This window comes from Streptomyces sp. A1136 (assembly GCF_004795055.1).
GTDB lineage: Bacteria > Actinomycetota > Actinomycetes > Streptomycetales > Streptomycetaceae > Streptomyces.
In genome coordinates, this window is the sequence record NZ_SSBJ01000014.1 from 103987 (window position 1) to 118986 (window position 15000).

A 15000-nucleotide genomic window follows, 5' to 3' on the forward strand; every position below is an offset into this window, starting at 1 on the left:
ATGCATTGTGGGGACAGCGGACGGGATCGCGAACGAAACAGTACGAGCGGTTTGGTATTGACAAACCGGCGATGCTGTTTTTTCCTCATTCCAGCGGGACTCAAGGAACCATCCAGGATCAAGCAGGGGGAGCACATCGTGGACATCCGAGTACTGGGCGCACTGGCGGTACGGGAGAGCGGTACCTCCATCACGCCGACGGCCGCGAAGCCCCGGCAGGTCCTGGCGCTGCTCGCGCTGCACGCCGACCGGGTGGTGCCGGTGACCGCGCTCATCGAGGAGCTGTGGGGCGGGAAGCCGCCGCGCAGCGCCCGCACCACGCTCCAGACCTACGTGCTCCAGCTGCGCGCCCTCATCACCGCGGCACTGGAACAGGGCGGCGAGGAGGACCGGACCGCGAAGGACGTCCTCGTCACCCTGCCCGGCGGCTACCAATTGAACAGCGCCGGCGGCACCAGTGACGTCCGCGAGTTCGACCGGCTCGCGGGCCTCGGCTACCGCGCCATGGACTCCGGCGACCACCGCGGCGCGGCCCGTCTGCTGCGCGAGGCGCTGGCCCTGTGGTCCGGCCCCGCGTTCGCCGACGTGGCGGCCGGCGTGCAACTGGACATGGAGACCTGGCGGTTGGAGGAGACCCGGCTGTGCGCCCTCGACCGGCGCATCGAGGCCGACCTGCGACTGGGCCGGCACCGCGAGCTGCTGGGCGAACTGACCGTCCTGGCCGGCCGCTACCGCACCCACGAGAACCTGCACGGCCAGTTCATGCTCGCCCTGCACCGCTCCGGCCGCCGCGGCGAGGCGCTGACCGCCTACCAGAGGCTGCGCACCAACCTGGTCGAGGAACTGGGCATCGAACCGTCGACCGCCCTGCGGGCACTCCAGCGCTCGATCCTGCTGGCCGACCCCGAGAACGCGACCGACGCGCGGGAGGAGACGGCGCGACCCGCGCGCAAGCGGTTGGTCCCGGCGAGCTGACGGCCGGGCGCACGGCCCGCCGCCCAACCCTCTGCCACCACCCCCGGCACACCATCCCCGGAGCGCCGCTCGACAGCGGCTTGAGATTTCGGGGACACCGCACACCGCGCCGCTACCGTGCTCGCGTCGAATGCTGACACCCGTGAGCATCTCGACCCATTCCGGAGGGGAGACTGGAGACCGTGAAGATTCAGGTTCTGGGACCGTTGAATGCCGAAGTCAACGGAGGATCGATCGTTCCTACGGCGGGCAAGCCGCGCCAGATCCTGGCGCTCCTCGCGCTCCACCCCGGACGGGTGGCGCCGATCCCCACCCTGATGGAAGAGATCTGGGGCACCGAACCGCCGCAGAGCGCGCTCACCACCTTGCAGACGTACATCCTCCAGCTGCGTCGGCGTCTGGGCACGGCCATGGGCCCCGGCGCCCCCGGCTCGGCCAAGGACGTGCTCACCACCCGGCACGGCGGCTACCTGCTCCAGATCCCGCCGGAGAGCGTGGACGTCCACGAGTACGAGCGCCTCGTCGCCGGCGGCCAGAGCGCATTCGAGGCCGGGGACGACGAGCGCGCGGCCGACCTGCTGCGCGAGGCGCTCGCACTCTGGGAGGGTCCGGCGCTGGTCGACGTACGGGTCGGACCGGTGCTGGAGATCGAGGTGCTGCGGCTCGCGGAGAGCCGGTTGGTGACCACCGAGCGGCGCATCGACGTGGACCTGCGGCTGGGACGGCACACCGAACTGCTCGCGGAACTGGCCGAACTGATGGCCAGACACCCGCAGCACGAGGGGCTGCACTCCCAGGCGATGGTGGCGCTGTACCGCTCGGGCCGGCAGGCCACCGCGCTGGACGTCTACCGCAGGCTGCGCACCCGGCTCATCGACGACCTGGGGGTGGAGCCCTCGCACCAGCTCCAGCGTCTGCACCAGGCGATGCTGCGGGTGGACCCGGCCCTGGACGTGGTGGCGGGCCCGCGCCGCAGCTCGACCTTCGACCTGTACGCGGCCTGAACCGGGCGGCGGTGCTCCAGCGGCGCCGCACGCGCGCTCGAGGCGGGCTCGACCGGGCGCGGCCAGGCTCTGCTCGGCCCGGCACGCCGCGTCGGGGCCTCGGGAGGGGCGGCCCGCTCCCGGTGGGAGGAGAAAGGTAGGCCATGGACCGGTTGGAACTCACCGACCTGACCCGCGTCCTGCGGTTCTGGGGAGGGCAGGACGAAGGTGTCGAACTGAACGAGGACACCCTCGACCTCTACTGGATGGAACTCGGCTACGACTGCCTCTCCGTCCTACAGACCACCGGCTACATCGAGCGGAAGTTCGACATCCTCCTCGACGGCGAGCTGCTCGAAGCCGCCGACACCCCGCGGCGCTACCTCGTCCTCGTCAACAGCGTGCTGGGCGCACGCGCCGCCGTCTGACACGCCGCGGGGCCTCCGCCGAGGCTCCGGCGGGATTCCACCGGCTCCGGACAAGGTCTGCGTCAAGCGTTGGAGGAGGTGTCCGATGTCCGTCGGGCGAGCACACCGGATGTCGTGCGCGGTCGACGCCGCCGCCCCGGCCGGCGTCCTGTACGCACTGGTCGCCGACACGACCCACTGGCCGCTGTTCCTGCCCGGCGTCCTGCACGTGGAACCGCTGGACGCGGACGGCGACACGGACGGATTCCGCCTGTGGTCCGCCCCCGAGGACAGCGCCGTGTCGTCGTCGCGATGGCGCCGTAACCTCGACGCGGGCGCCCTGCGGGCGGACTTCCGCCGGGAGGACCCGCAGGCCCCCTTCGCCTCGGTGGCCGGCTCCCTGAGCGTGACGCGACTGGCGCCCGGCTGGTCGAGGCTGACGCTGGAGCAGGAGACCACCGTCTCCGGCGTCTCCGGGCCGTCGACCGCGCGGACGCGGCAGGCGCTCGCGACGGCCGAGCGGGACGCACGCGCCGCGCTGAACGGCCTCCGGGTGGCGGCCGAACGCTGGAAGGACCTCGACGCGCTGCTGATGACCTTCGAGGACCGCGTGCGCGTGGCCGGGACGGGCGAACAGCTCCTGGAGTCCCTCTACCACGTGGGCGCCTGGCCCGGTCGGGTCCCGCACGTCGTCCGCGCCGACGTCACCGAGGAGCGGCCCGGCGTACAGCGAGCCACCCTGGTCCGGGTGAACGGCGACGGCTCCGCGTACACCACGGAGTCGGTACGGGTGTGCTTCCCGGCGGCCGGCCGCATCGTCCACCGCCGGACCCGGCCGCACCCCCTGCTCGCCGCGCACTGCGGCGAGTGGTCGGTGCTGCCCGACGCGGGGGCCGGGTGCACGGTGGTGGCCCGGCACGCCGTCCTGCTGGACGGGCGCGCGGTCGAGCGGGCGCCCGGGCCGGGCGCGGACCCGGAGTCGGCGCGCCGTCGCGTGCGCGAGGTGCTCCGGCGCGAGAGCGAGGCCGCCCTGGGGCAGGCGCGGCAGTCCGCGGGCGGGGAGGGTCGCGCCCTGCGCGCGGTGTGACGGCGGGCCCCCGGCCCCGGGCGAGCCCCACGGGCGGCTTCGGGGCGCTCTCAGAGGTCCAGTCCGCGCAGGGCCTCCGGGGCCGCCAGGCAGGGCAGCACCACCCGCCAGAAACCGGTCAGGGTGCGCCGTGAGAGCCACTGGGGGTCGTCGCGGCCCAGCAGCTCGAAGCCGATGGTGGCCGCCACCACCATCGCGGCGGCGTGCCGCCGGCACAGGCCGGGAAGCAACGTGTCCTCCGCGTCCGCCTCCTTGAGCAGCCGGCGGACGTAGGCGTGCCATTCCTCGCGCAGGTCGTACACCGTCGGGTAGGGGACCTCGTGGCCGAGTTGGAAGCCGGCGCGGGCCACCACGTCGGAGAGCAGGGCGTGGGCGAGGGCCAGTGAGCTGTCGGCGAGCGCCTGGAGGGCCGAGGTCCGGCGCACGTACACCTCGTGGGCCACCGTGCGCAGACAACCGGCCGCCGCGGACTCGACGGCCGCCGCGACGGCCGCCTTGTTCTCGAAGTGGAAGTGCAAGGCGCCCGGGGACACTCCCGCTCCCGCGCTGATCATGTTCAGCGTCGCCTCCGCGTATCCGCACCGTCCGAACACCGCGGCCGCTGACTTGATCAGCGCCTGGCGGGTCCGGAGGGCGCGCTCTTGTTTCATCACGCTCGCTCCTATGGCAGTTACTCCCTTATTAAACCGTCTCGTTGGTATTGTCCAGCGCCTTGTACTGCGGCAAGGTGAGTGGGGCGCAGGGGGATGAGCGTGGCTCGTCCGTCCCCCCACCCCGTTTCACCCCTTTGTGGCGCGTCTCGCCGGGGTTTGAGGGGTAATCAGATCTTTGACAAACCGACGAAGCGGTTTGTATGTTCATTGACGTTGGCTCAACTGAGCTTGAGGACGGGGGGCAGATGAACCAGCGTTCCATGGCTGTGCTGGAACCTCACACGGTCGCTGCGGGAGTGAACGGAGGGCACTCCCTCGCGGAGGGTCTGAGGACGCAGCGGAGCGGAGCCGCCCAGTCGGCGCTTTGGCGCATTCTCATCGTCGAGAGCAACGCCGTCGAGGCCGAGACCCTGGCGCGCGGCCTGCGCCGTCACGGGCACGAGGTCGACATCGTCGCCACCGGCAGCGAGGCGTTGCGCAGCTACACCGACGCCGATCTCGTCCTGCTCGACCTGGAACTCCCGGACCTCGACGGGCTGGAGGTCTGCCGGGGCATCCGTGCCGCCCACGAGATCGCCGTGATCGCGGTGACCGCCCGGGGCAGCGAACTGGACCGGGTGCTCGGCCTCCAGGCCGGCGCGGACGACTACCTGGTCAAGCCCTACGGCTTCCGCGAGCTGATGGCGCGCATGGAAGCGGTCATGCGCCGCGCGCGCCCGCCGCGTCCCGTGGCCGCCGCCATCACCGCGGGACCGCTGCGGATCGACGCGGGGACCCGGGAGGTCACCTTGGACGGGGAACCCGTCGAGACCACCCGCAAGGAGTTCGACATGCTCTACCTCCTGGCCTCGCACCCCGGCACCGTCATCCCGCGCAAGCTCCTGATGGAGCGGGTCTGGGGCGACTCCTGGTCGCGCCGGACCGTCGACACGCACGTCAGCACGTTGCGCAACAAGATCGGCGCCGGCTGGATCATCACGGTCCGCGGCGTCGGTTTCCGGTTCGGCCAGGGCTGACCCGGTCCACGACGCGACGCGACGCGACACTGAACCGGGGCGAGCAGAAGGGGGGACGACATGACGGTGACGGCTCTGTGTCACGGCGAGGGCTGCCGCGGCGGCCACGACCGGCGGCGCGCGTCCGCGGGCACGCGGCTGTGCCGCCAGTGCCGGGACCACTTCGCCGCCGGGGTCGCCGAGCTGGCGCACCTCTACGAGGAGTGCGGCCGGATGCTGGGCGGCGGCGCACCCGGCAGCCTGCGCGAGCGCACGACCGGGGGCGATCTGCCGGGCCTGCCGTTCAACGCCGCCGCCGCCGACGTACGGGCGCGCATCGTCTCCGTACTCGGTTCGTGGAGCGGACTGGTCGCCCAACAACGCGGACTCACCCCGCCGCCCCGTACCGCCGGCGCCCTCACCGCCTTCCTGCTGCGCCACACCGACTGGCTCGCGGCGCACTCGGCGGCGGCCGAGGCGAGCGAGGAGACAGCCCGCCTGGTACGGGCCGGGCGCCGCGCGGCCTTCCCCGACCCCGCCCGCACCATCCGGCTGGGTGCCTGCCCCCGGCCGGACTGCGCCGGCGCCCTCGACTTCGCCGCCCGCGCGGGCGAGCGGGCGGGCGGCCTCGTGATCGTGTGCGACGCCGATCCGGCCCACCGCTGGACCAGCGACCGGTGGGGCGAGCTGAGCGACTCCATGGGGTCGGCACGGCCGACGGGCACGGTCGGCGCGCCGGCCACCGAGCGCTGGCTGGCCGGGGCCGACATCGCACGGCTGTGGCAGGTGCCGATGGGTACCGTCTACCGGCTGGCGAGCGAGGAGCGGTGGCGCCGCCGCAACCGGGCGGGGCGCACGTACTACAACGAGAACGACGTCCGTTCCTGCTTCAGCCGTCGCGCCGCACGCCGCTGACCACACCGCACGCGAAGGGGGCCCGAAACCCCTTCCCTGACCTGTCCTTGACATGCTCTTGGCCGTCACCCGAGGCTGCGGACCGACTCTTGTGCAACCTGACCGAGTCCTGAATCCACCGCCATTGAATGCTCGTTCGCATCCGAAGAACCTTGTAGTCAAGATCCGGTGCACTGTCTCCGGGGGCGACTCCAAGGAGACCTGATGGACGCACCGGTCATCGTCGTCGGCGCGGGACCCACGGGAATGATGCTCGCCGGCGAGCTGCGGCTCACGGGGGTCCACGTCGTCGTTCTGGAGCGGCTGGAACGGCGTACGGGGGAATCGCGCGGACTCGGCTTCACCGCGCGCACCCTGGAGACCTTCGACCAGCGCGGCCTCCTGCCCCGCTTCGGCGAGATCGAGACCGGCACGCTCGGCCGCTTCGGCGGCCTCCCGCTCGACTTCGGGGTGCTCGGCGAGACGACCTGCCGCGCCGCCAAGGGCGGTGCCGCGGTCCGTCACCGAGATCCGCCTGGAGGAATGGCCCACCGGCCTCGGGGCCGACGTCCGGCGCGGCCACGAGGTGCTCTCGGTGCGCGACGACGGCCACGGTGTCGAGGTGGAGGTACGCGGCCCGGCCGGGACGCACACGCTGCGGGCCGGCTACCTGGTCGGATGCGACGGCGGACGCAGCACCGTGCGCAAGGCTGCCGGGTTCGACTCCCCGGCACGGCCGCCACGACGGAGATGTACCTCGCCGACATCAAGGGCGTCGACCTCGAACCCCGCATGACCGGCATGACGTTGCCCGGCGGCATGGCGATGGCGGGGCCGCTGCCCGGCGGCATCACCCGGATCATCGTCTGCGAACGCGGCACACCGCCCCGCCGGCGCGAGGGACCGCCGCCCTTCGAGGAGCTGTTGATCCGTCCCGACGGCTACGTGGCCTGGGCGGCGCCCGGCGGTCATCACGACCTGCCCACGACGCTGGAACGCCGGTTCGGCACTCCCTGACGCCCGCACCACTTGCCGGCCGGCGGACCCGCCGGCCGGCCGAGCACGTCACGAGGAGGAACCCGACCATGGCCATGCCGCCGGTCATCCTTGAGCGCACCCCCCGGCCGCCGGACGGAGCGGCCGAAGAGCGCCGCGCCATCGTCCGGGCGGCCCGCACCGTACTGGCCCGCGAGGGCTGGCGACGCTGCACCGCCGAGGCCACGGCAGTCGAGGCGGGCGTACCGACGGAGACCGTGCGGCGGTGCTTCCCCGACCACGAACACCTGCTGGAGCGCGTACTGCTGGACAGCTCCGTCTCCGTGGCGGCCGCCCTCGCGGCCGTCGCCGAGAGCTGCCTGGCGGAGATCACCGACCTGGAGCAGGACCTCATCGCGCTGGGCCGGGCCTGGCTGGCGCCGCTGGAGACGTTCCGAGAGCACTTCGCCATCGTCCGCCACGTCAGCGCCGAGGTGACCCGGCTGCCGGCCGGCGCCGTCGAGAAGTGGCAGGCGGCCGGTCCCCGCCAGGCCCGCCGCGAACTGGCCCACAGACTCCGGGGTGTCGCCGCCCGCGGACTGCTCGACATCCCCGACGCCGACCAGGCGGCGGAGCGGTTCATCCTGCTGGTCCCCTCCGGCGTCGTCCAGCGGTCCTTCCTCGGCGCGCTGCCCGTGCCGCGTGCCGAGGCCGACGCGCTCATCGCGGACGGCGTGGCGGACTTCATCCGGCTGTACCACCCCTGAACCACTCCCCGACGCACGGAAGAGAGAGACCCGATGACGCACAGCAACCTGATCGTGGCCCGGATGGACAGCATGTCCAGCGATCAAGTGGCCCAACTCTTCACCGAGTTCGACAAGACCGACATGCCCGAGCGGATGGGCACCCTGCGCCGTCGGCTGTTCATGTACAAGGGCCTCTACTTCCACCTCCAGGACTTCGCGGAGGACGACGGCGGCCGGCGTATCCAGGAATCGCGCCACGACCCCCGCTTCATGAAGATCAGCCACGACCTGCTGCCGTTCATCCAGCCGTACGACCCGGCGACCTGGCGCACCCCCGCCGACGCCATGGCCACGCGCTTCTACGACTGGTCGGCGTCCGAGTGATTCGCCGCCACGCCGACACGAGGGGAGGGCCGTACCGGTGGTTCGCCGGGTAGTGATCACGGGGGTCGGAGTGCTGGCGCCGGGAGGCACCGGCACCGGGGCCTTCTGGCGCCTGCTGAGCGAAGGGCGCACGGCGACGCGGGAGATCAGCCTCTTCGACGCCTCCGCGTTCCGCTCCCGGGTGGCGGCCGAGATCGACTTCGACGCAAGGGCCCACGGGCTGACCCCGCGGGAGATCTGCCGCATGGACCGCGCGGCCCAGTTCGCCGTGGTGTCCGCGCGCGAGGCGTTCGCCGACAGCGGGCTCGCCCTCACCGGACTCGATCCCCACCGCACCGGTGTCAGCCTCGGGACCGGCGTCGGCGCCGTGGGCGCGCTCGACCGCGAGTACCGCGCGGTCAGCCACGACGGCCGGCTCGCCGTGGTCGACCACACCTATGCCTCGCCCGACCTCTACGACCACTTCGTGCCCAGCTCGTTCGCCGCCGAGGTGGCCTGGGCCGTCGGCGCGGAGGGCCCCGTCACCACGGTCTCCACCGGCTGCACCTCGGGCATCGACTCGGTGGCGCACGCCGCGGCCCTGATCCGCGAGGGCAGCGCCGACGTCATGGTCACCGGGGGCACCGACGCCCCGATCACGCCGATCACCCTGGCCTGCTTCGACGCCATCAAGGCGACGACCCCGTACAACGACGCGCCGGGCACCGCGTCCCGTCCCTTCGACGCCTCCCGCAAGGGATTCGTCCTGGGCGAGGGCGCCGCGGTGTTCGTCCTGGAGGAGCTGACGGCCGCCCGCCGGCGCGGCGCGCACGTCTACGCGGAGATCGCCGGACACGCCGCGCGCTCCAGCGCCTTCCACATGACCGGCCTGCGCCCCGACGGGCGCGAGCTGGCGGAGGCCGTCACGGTCGCCCTGGACGCGGCGCGCCTGCGCCCCGCGGACGTCGACCACGTCAGCGCGCACGGCTCGGGCACCCGGCAGAACGACCTCCACGAGACGGCCGCGTACAAGCTGGCCCTCGGCGACCACGCCTACCGGATCCCGATGAGTTCCATCAAGTCGATGATCGGGCACTCGCTCGGATCGGTCGGCTCGATGGGGATCGCCGCCTCCGTCCTGGCGATGCGGCACCACGTGGTGCCGCCCACCGCCAACCTGCGCACTCCCGACCCCGAGTGCGACCTCGACTACGTACCGCTCCACGCGCGGGAACACCGCACCGACGCCGTCCTGACCGTGGGCAGCGGATTCGGCGGGTTCCACAGCGCGATGGTGCTGACCCGCCCCGACAGGAGGACCGCATGAGCGCCAGGACCCTGGTCACCGGCATCGGGGTGGCCGCCCCCAGCGGCCTCGGCGTGGAGGACTTCTGGGCGGCGACCCGGATCGGCAAGAACGCGATCGGCCCCGTCACCCGCTTCGACGCGTCCTCCTACCCCTCCCGCCTGGCAGGCGAGATCCACGGCTTCGACGCCAAGGAGCAGCTGCCGGGACGGCTCGTACCGCAGACGGACCGGGTCACGCAGCTCGCGCTGACCACCGCCGAACACGCCTTCGCCGACGCGGGCGTGGCGCCGGGGGACATCGACCCGTACCGCATGGGCGTGGTCACCGCGGCCGGGTCCGGCGGCGTCGAGTTCGGCGGGAACGAGCTGCGCAAACTGTGGGGCCGGGGCGCCAACCACGTCAGCGCCTACCAGTCCTTCGCCTGGTTCTACGCGGTCAACAGCGGGCAGGTGTCCATCCGCCACGGCCTGCACGGGCCCTCCGGGGTCGTCGTCAGCGACCACGCGGGTGGTCTCGACGCCCTCGCGCAGGCCCGGCGTCAGATCCGCGCCGGCGGGAAACTGGCCGCCACCGGCGGCTTCGACGCCCCGATCTCCTCGTGGGGTTGGGCGGCCCAGCTCGCCGGCGGCCTGATGTCGACCGGCACCGAACCCGAGCGCGCCTACCTGCCCTTCGACGAGGACGCGGCCGGCTACGTACCGGGCGAGGGCGGCGCCCTGCTCGTCCTGGAGGACGAGGACAGCGCCCTGGCCCGCGGCGCCCGCACCGTCTACGGCGAACTCGCCGGGTACGGGGCGACCTTCGACCCCAGGCCCGGCAGCGGGCGCGAGCCGGGCCTGCGCCGCGCCATCGAAACGGCGCTCGCCGACGCGGGCTGTCACCCCGCCGAGGTCGACGTGGTCTTCGCCGACGCCGCGGGCACCAAACGGCTCGACCGCGAGGAGGCCGAGGCAATCACCAGCGTGTTCGGCCCGCGCGGCGTCCCCGTCACCGCCCCCAAGACGACGACCGGACGGCTGGGCGCGGGCGCGGCTCCCGTGGACGTCGTCTCGGCGGTGCTCTCCATGCACGAGGGCCTCATCCCGCCGACGACCAACGTGGAACTGTCGCCCGCCTACGACCTCGACCTGGTCGCCGTGCGTCCGAGGACCGCCTCGGTGCGCACCGCCCTGGTCCTGGCCCGGGGCCGCGGGGGCTTCAATTCCGCGGTGATCGTCCGCGCCGTCGACTGACGGCCACCCGGCCTCCCCACCTTCCCACTCGCCCCGGCGTACGGGACACCCGTACGCCGTGACATGACCATGACCATGACCAGGAGCGCATCATGACCACACTTCACATGTCGCACACCTACGAGACGGACAGCGGGCCGGTCCACATCAGCCCGCCCGACGTCACCCTCCTGCACACCGTCGACAAGCGCGAGCGCACCCGCATGCTGGAGCAGTACGTGCGCGAGGAGCTCGGCCGCATCCTCGGCATCGAACCGCACCGCGTCGACACCACGGGCCGCCCGATGGGCTGCCTGGGCATCGGCTCGATCTCCGGCATCGAACTCCAGTACCGGATGGAGGCGGTGCTGGGCGTCGACCTGAACCTCCAGCGGCTGCTGACCGGCAACAGCGCGCAGGAGCTCATCGACTGCCTCGTCGGCCAGTTCGGCCCGGAGTCGCACCCGCGCGGTGCAGCAGTGCCGGCATGACGACGACCATCCTGCGGCAGACCGCCCGCCCCGTCGTCAACCACCTCGACCTGCCCGACGCCGCCTTCACCCTCTCCGCCGACCGGGTCGACCTGTGGCTGGTGCGCCGGCCCACCGGGGCCGACGCCGAGGCGCTGGCCCTCGCGGAACTGGACGCACAGGAGCGCGAGCACACCGACTCCTTCATCCGGCGCTCCGACGGCCTGCTCTACGCGGCCGCCCACGTGGCGGTGCGCCGGCTGCTCGGCCGCTACACGCGGACCCTGCCGCGGGACGTGCGTTTCATGCGCGAACCCTGCCCGGGGTGCGGCGAACCGCACGGCCGCCCGGCGGTGGCCCCGCCGCCGCCACCGCTGCACTACTCCCTCTCGCACAGCGGTGGGGTGGCGCTGGTGGGCGTGGGCACGGTGCCGCTCGGCGTCGACCTGGAGAAGCTGCCCGGAGCGGAGACCGTCGACATCTGTTCGAAGGCGCTGCACCCGGACGAGCAGTCGGAGATCGCCGAGGCCGCGGCGGGTGAGGCGCGTCGACAGCTCTTCGGTGAGATCTGGACGAGAAAAGAAGCGTTTCTCAAGGGACTCGGGACAGGGTTGAGCCGATCCCCCGCCGAGGACTACCTCGGCACCGACCACGACCGGCACCCGGACGACTGGACCATGGTCGGCATCCCCGCCGACACCTCCCACGCCGCCGCCATCGCGGTGGCCGGGACCGCCACCGCGGTGGTCGACGTCCGCTGGGTTCCCGACAGCTGGCTGTCCGTCGCGGGCGTCGTGTGCGGTGCGTCGGCCCCCTGGCCGGACCGCACGCCCCCGGCCGGTTGACCGCAGATTAAGGACGTGACCGGATGACCCGTACCGCCTTCGTCTTCCCCGGCCAGGGCTCCGAACGCGCCGGCATGTGCACGGAGTTGCTCGCCCGGCGCCCGGAACTGGCCGAGACCTACTTCCGGGCCGCCGACGACCTCCTCGGGATCCCGCTGGCCCGGCTCTGCCGCGACGGCTCCGACCGGGACCTGGAGGACCCCGTCGTGGCGCAGCCCGCCCTGTTCCTGACCAGCCTGGTGGCCCTGGAAGTGCTGCGCGGCGAGGGTCTGGAGCCGTACGCCGTCGCCGGGCACAGCCTCGGCGAGTACACGGCGCTGGTCGCCGCGGGGGTCCTGGAGTGGACCGACGCGCTGTGGCTGGTCCGGCTGCGCAGTGAACTCGTCGCCACCGTCGGCGACCGGGTCGGCTGCGCCACCGCGGCCGTCATCGGCCTCAGCCGGCGCGACCTGGTGCGGCTGTGCGCCGAGACGCGCGCGGCGACGGACCGGGTCGTGGAGGTGGCCGGGGACAACGAACCCCGCCAGACGGTGGTCTGCGGGGAGGCCGAGGCGGTGTCCCACCTCGCCGAGGCAGCCCGCGCGGCCGGGGCGCGGGTGCGTCCGCTGCGGTCCGGCGGCCCCTTCCACTCCAGCCTGCTGCACGAGGCGGAGGCGGAGTTCACCGAGACCCTGATCGCCACCGCCTTCCGGGACCCGGTGCTCCCGCTGGTCTCCAGCGTCACCGGGGGGCGGATCGAGACGGCCGCCGAGGCCGTCGTCGCGCTGCGCGGCCAACTGACCAGCCCGGTGCGGTGGACGCAGGCCGTCATGACGCTCGCCGCCTCGGGTGCCGACCGGTACGTGGAGGTGGGGCCCGGGCGGGTGCTCGGCGGTCTGGTCCGACGCATCCTGCCGGGGGCCCGGGTCCACACGACGCACGCCGCCGTCGGGCCGGCCTCGCGGGTCGGCGCGCCGAGCGACACCACCGTCGGACCGGCGGGCCTTCCGTACGCGGGCGGGCCGGCCGTCCGCGAGGAGAGGAGCACCGTGTGAGCGGGAACGATCCGGGCCGGTTCATCCGCTCGCTGAGGGGCCGGCCCGACACACGCGAACTCGCGGCCCTGACCGCCGTCGTGCTCGCCCGGGCCGCGGCCTACGAGGGCCGGTACGGCGGCACGGCGGGCGCCGGGCCCGCCCCGGCGAGCCGGCACCGCCCCGAACGCCGCCGCGCCTTCGGCGGCGGACCCGACAGGCGGGACGACTGCGCCGCGGACCCCCGCCCGATCGGTCCGGGGGTCCGCGGCGTCCCGCACCCGGCCGCATCGCCCGCCCCGCCGACTTTGGCCGACAACTGACGGTCCCTGACATGGACCTGGCGAAGGTTGACACTGATCTGACATAGGGCCCGTTGACCCACGGATCGGTACCAACGAGGCTTTTCGTGAGCGTCCGCAACGTGTACTGAAAGCCGTCATACCGGGGCGCAACCCCCCGGGCGATGCCGGCAAGAGTTCTGGTCGATCAGCTTCACCCTGAGGCCGCCCCGGGGCACCCCCCGTCGGGCCCCGGCCGCAACCCGTCTCCACCGACCGACGAGAAGCAGGTTCCCATGGCGACCGGCCACCACAACGTCCATCCGCTGCCGCAGACCGACCGGCCACGGGCGACGCACACGGTCATCCGAGACCGTGCCGCCTCCCGCGCCGCCTCCGTCTCCTCTTCCCGACGCGTCGTCCGCCTCCTGCTCGCATCCGCGCCGGACCCGTTGCCGTTCGACAAGCAGGAAGTGGTCACGCCGATCGGCGAGACCTTCGACAGGGTGAAGTCCACGCCGAACCCGTGCGCCGTGCCCGTGATCCGGTGCGTGGTCCGATGAAGAACCGCGCGTTGTCCGACTCGGCCCTGACCGCGCTCGCACCCGCCGTCTGGGGTTCGACGTACCTGGTCACCACCGAGCTGCTGCCGGAGGGCCGTCCGCTGCTGGCGGCCGTGTTGCGGGCACTGCCCGCGGGCCTGTTCCTCGTACTCATCGGCCGCACCCTGCCCCGCGGCATCTGGTGGTGGCGTGCGCTGGTCCTGGGCGTCCTGAACATCGGCGCCTTCTTCTACCTGCTGTTCGTCGCGGCGTACCACCTGCCGGGCGGGGTCGCGGCGCTGGTGATGACCGTCCAGCCGATGATCGTGCTGCTCCTGGGCGCCCTGCTGCTCAAGCAGAAGATCAGGCAGATCCACCTGGTCGCCTGCGTGCTCGGCGCCGCCGGGGTGGCCCTGCTGGTCCTCCAGCCGGACGCCGGCCTCAACGCCACCGGTGTCGTGGCCGGTCTGCTGGGCGCTCTCAGCATGGCCTCCGGCATCGTCTTGACCAAGCGCTGGGGCCGCCCCGAAGGAGTGGGCCTGCTGACCTTCACGGGCTGGCAGCTCGCCGTCGGCGGCCTGGTGCTCCTACCGGTCCTGCTGATCGGCGAGGGCCTGCCCGACACGATCAGCGGCAAGAACGTGGCGGGTTTCGCCTACCTCGGCATCATCGGGGCCCTGCTCGCCTACGCGATCTGGTTCCGCGGCGTGGAGCGGCTGCCCGCGCTCGCCGTCTCGTTCCTGAGTTTCGGCTCGCCGCTCGCGGCCACCCTGCTGGGCTACTTCGTCCTCGACCAGGCCCTGTCGCCGCTGCAACTCCTCGGCGCGCTCACCGTGGTCGCCGCCGTCCTCCTGGCCCAGCCGCGCCCCGGCCGGGCCAGGAGGCAAGCGGCCAGGGCCGGCGCGCGGGAGACCGTCGACGCCTGACGCGACGGAGACCCTCCCCGACTTCCCGGCCCACCGCCCCCCTGGTGGGGACCGGGAGCGGCGGTGGCACACCGAGGCATCCCCCGTCCTCGGTGTGCCACCCGTCCGCCGCCGACCAGGAAACGAGAAGTGAGAGACCTTCGATGAGCACAAGCGGCGGCGTCCCCGTCGTCCACACCGAGCAGGACCGGTACGGGAGGGGCGGGCGGCCCGAGGGGGCCCGCCCGTTCCCCGGGGCCGTGCGCGGGGGCGCACGTCCCGACAGCCCTGCCGGGGGAGTGCGTCCGGTCCCCTGTCCGTCGGTTCCTCCACGCCGGGTCGC

The 15000-nt window shown here is 73.0% G+C and carries 17 protein-coding genes and 1 pseudogene; 17 read left to right on the forward strand and 1 reads right to left on the reverse strand.

The genetic code is table 11. From position 1 onward, the window contains the following. Positions 1–138: 138 nt before the first annotated feature. The 4 genes from E6R62_RS15830 to E6R62_RS15845 all read left to right on the forward strand — a co-directional run bounded on the left by E6R62_RS15830 (position 139) and on the right by E6R62_RS15845 (position 3452). The gene (locus tag E6R62_RS15830) at positions 139–975 is read left to right on the forward strand and encodes an AfsR/SARP family transcriptional regulator (RefSeq protein ID WP_136214068.1); all 837 of its coding nucleotides are present in this window, start codon (positions 139–141) and stop codon (positions 973–975) included. A gap of 182 nt (positions 976–1157) precedes the next feature. After that, positions 1158–1979, forward strand: a complete 822-nt coding sequence (locus E6R62_RS15835; protein WP_136214069.1) for an AfsR/SARP family transcriptional regulator — start codon at positions 1158–1160, stop codon at positions 1977–1979. A 143-nt stretch (positions 1980–2122) separates the two neighbouring features. Next, positions 2123–2386, forward strand: coding sequence for an actinorhodin polyketide synthase (locus E6R62_RS15840; protein ID WP_136214070.1), 264 nt, complete (start codon positions 2123–2125; stop codon positions 2384–2386). 85 nt (positions 2387–2471) lie between these two features. After that, on the forward strand, positions 2472–3452 hold the full coding sequence (locus E6R62_RS15845; RefSeq protein ID WP_136214071.1) for an SRPBCC family protein: 981 nt from the start codon (positions 2472–2474) through the stop codon (positions 3450–3452). Between the two features lie 50 nt (positions 3453–3502). On the opposite strand, the gene E6R62_RS15850 is transcribed toward E6R62_RS15845, so the two are convergent. Next, positions 3503–4102, reverse strand: coding sequence for a ScbR family autoregulator-binding transcription factor (locus E6R62_RS15850; protein WP_240801698.1), 600 nt, complete (start codon positions 4100–4102; stop codon positions 3503–3505). Positions 4103–4350: 248 nt separating this feature from the next. Between E6R62_RS15850 and E6R62_RS15855 the strand changes: the two genes are divergently transcribed. The 13 genes and pseudogenes from E6R62_RS15855 to E6R62_RS15915 all read left to right on the forward strand — a co-directional run bounded on the left by E6R62_RS15855 (position 4351) and on the right by E6R62_RS15915 (position 14678). Next, complete coding sequence (locus E6R62_RS15855; protein ID WP_136214073.1) at positions 4351–5121, forward strand: response regulator transcription factor; 771 nt, start codon at positions 4351–4353, stop codon at positions 5119–5121. A 60-nt stretch (positions 5122–5181) separates the two neighbouring features. Continuing rightward, entirely contained in the window at positions 5182–6015 is an 834-nt protein-coding gene (locus tag E6R62_RS15860) for a hypothetical protein (protein ID WP_136214074.1), read from the forward strand. A 204-nt stretch (positions 6016–6219) separates the two neighbouring features. Then, positions 6220–7011, forward strand: a pseudogene (locus E6R62_RS15865) (FAD-dependent monooxygenase). A 68-nt stretch (positions 7012–7079) separates the two neighbouring features. Next, complete coding sequence (locus E6R62_RS15870) at positions 7080–7736, forward strand: TetR/AcrR family transcriptional regulator C-terminal domain-containing protein (protein WP_136214075.1); 657 nt, start codon at positions 7080–7082, stop codon at positions 7734–7736. A gap of 33 nt (positions 7737–7769) precedes the next feature. Continuing rightward, the gene (locus E6R62_RS15875; RefSeq protein WP_136214076.1) at positions 7770–8102 is read left to right on the forward strand and encodes a TcmI family type II polyketide cyclase; all 333 of its coding nucleotides are present in this window, start codon (positions 7770–7772) and stop codon (positions 8100–8102) included. Positions 8103–8139: 37 nt separating this feature from the next. Next, positions 8140–9408 carry a beta-ketoacyl synthase gene (locus tag E6R62_RS15880; RefSeq protein WP_136214077.1) on the forward strand — a complete coding sequence of 423 codons (1269 nt, stop codon included), beginning with the start codon at positions 8140–8142 and terminating at the stop codon, positions 9406–9408. Further along, positions 9405–10622: a ketosynthase chain-length factor gene (locus tag E6R62_RS15885; RefSeq protein WP_136214078.1), complete on the forward strand. Its 1218-nt coding sequence runs from the start codon at positions 9405–9407 to the stop codon at positions 10620–10622. The genes E6R62_RS15880 and E6R62_RS15885 overlap by 4 nt, the downstream gene beginning before the upstream one ends. A 92-nt stretch (positions 10623–10714) precedes the next feature. Beyond that, complete coding sequence (locus E6R62_RS15890; RefSeq protein ID WP_136214079.1) at positions 10715–11092, forward strand: acyl carrier protein; 378 nt, start codon at positions 10715–10717, stop codon at positions 11090–11092. Then, positions 11089–11916 (forward strand): 4'-phosphopantetheinyl transferase superfamily protein, encoded by an 828-nt coding sequence (locus E6R62_RS15895; RefSeq protein ID WP_136214080.1) that lies wholly within the window; start codon positions 11089–11091, stop codon positions 11914–11916. The genes E6R62_RS15890 and E6R62_RS15895 overlap by 4 nt, the downstream gene beginning before the upstream one ends. A 23-nt stretch (positions 11917–11939) precedes the next feature. After that, positions 11940–12950 (forward strand): ACP S-malonyltransferase, encoded by a 1011-nt coding sequence (locus E6R62_RS15900; protein ID WP_136214081.1) that lies wholly within the window; start codon positions 11940–11942, stop codon positions 12948–12950. Further along, on the forward strand, positions 12947–13252 hold the full coding sequence (locus E6R62_RS39525; RefSeq protein ID WP_168714068.1) for an acyl-CoA carboxylase subunit epsilon: 306 nt from the start codon (positions 12947–12949) through the stop codon (positions 13250–13252). The genes E6R62_RS15900 and E6R62_RS39525 overlap by 4 nt, the downstream gene beginning before the upstream one ends. Before the next feature lie 254 nt (positions 13253–13506). Next, positions 13507–13773 carry a uracil phosphoribosyltransferase gene (locus E6R62_RS15910; RefSeq protein WP_136214083.1) on the forward strand — a complete coding sequence of 89 codons (267 nt, stop codon included), beginning with the start codon at positions 13507–13509 and terminating at the stop codon, positions 13771–13773. Continuing rightward, a complete protein-coding gene (locus E6R62_RS15915; protein ID WP_136214084.1) occupies positions 13770–14678 on the forward strand; it encodes an EamA family transporter in 909 nt (302 codons plus the stop codon). The genes E6R62_RS15910 and E6R62_RS15915 overlap by 4 nt, the downstream gene beginning before the upstream one ends. Positions 14679–15000 lie beyond the last annotated feature (322 nt).

Bases quoted from the DNA above. Each gene is read 5' to 3' on its own strand.
- E6R62_RS15915 (WP_136214084.1), top strand. From the start codon at position 13,770: ATGAAGAACCGCGCGTTGTCCGACTCGGCCCTGACCGCGCTCGCACCC.
- E6R62_RS15890 (WP_136214079.1), top strand. From the start codon at position 10,715: ATGACCACACTTCACATGTCGCACACCTACGAGACGGACAGCGGGCCG.
- E6R62_RS15850 (WP_240801698.1), bottom strand. From the start codon at position 4,102: ATGAAACAAGAGCGCGCCCTCCGGACCCGCCAGGCGCTGATCAAGTCA.
- E6R62_RS15885 (WP_136214078.1), top strand. From the start codon at position 9,405: ATGAGCGCCAGGACCCTGGTCACCGGCATCGGGGTGGCCGCCCCCAGC.
- E6R62_RS15870 (WP_136214075.1), top strand. From the start codon at position 7,080: ATGGCCATGCCGCCGGTCATCCTTGAGCGCACCCCCCGGCCGCCGGAC.
- E6R62_RS15845 (WP_136214071.1), top strand. From the start codon at position 2,472: ATGTCCGTCGGGCGAGCACACCGGATGTCGTGCGCGGTCGACGCCGCC.
- E6R62_RS15840 (WP_136214070.1), top strand. From the start codon at position 2,123: ATGGACCGGTTGGAACTCACCGACCTGACCCGCGTCCTGCGGTTCTGG.
- E6R62_RS15855 (WP_136214073.1), top strand. From the start codon at position 4,351: ATGAACCAGCGTTCCATGGCTGTGCTGGAACCTCACACGGTCGCTGCG.
- E6R62_RS15900 (WP_136214081.1), top strand. From the start codon at position 11,940: ATGACCCGTACCGCCTTCGTCTTCCCCGGCCAGGGCTCCGAACGCGCC.
- E6R62_RS15860 (WP_136214074.1), top strand. From the start codon at position 5,182: ATGACGGTGACGGCTCTGTGTCACGGCGAGGGCTGCCGCGGCGGCCAC.
- E6R62_RS15910 (WP_136214083.1), top strand. From the start codon at position 13,507: ATGGCGACCGGCCACCACAACGTCCATCCGCTGCCGCAGACCGACCGG.
- E6R62_RS15895 (WP_136214080.1), top strand. From the start codon at position 11,089: ATGACGACGACCATCCTGCGGCAGACCGCCCGCCCCGTCGTCAACCAC.
- E6R62_RS15875 (WP_136214076.1), top strand. From the start codon at position 7,770: ATGACGCACAGCAACCTGATCGTGGCCCGGATGGACAGCATGTCCAGC.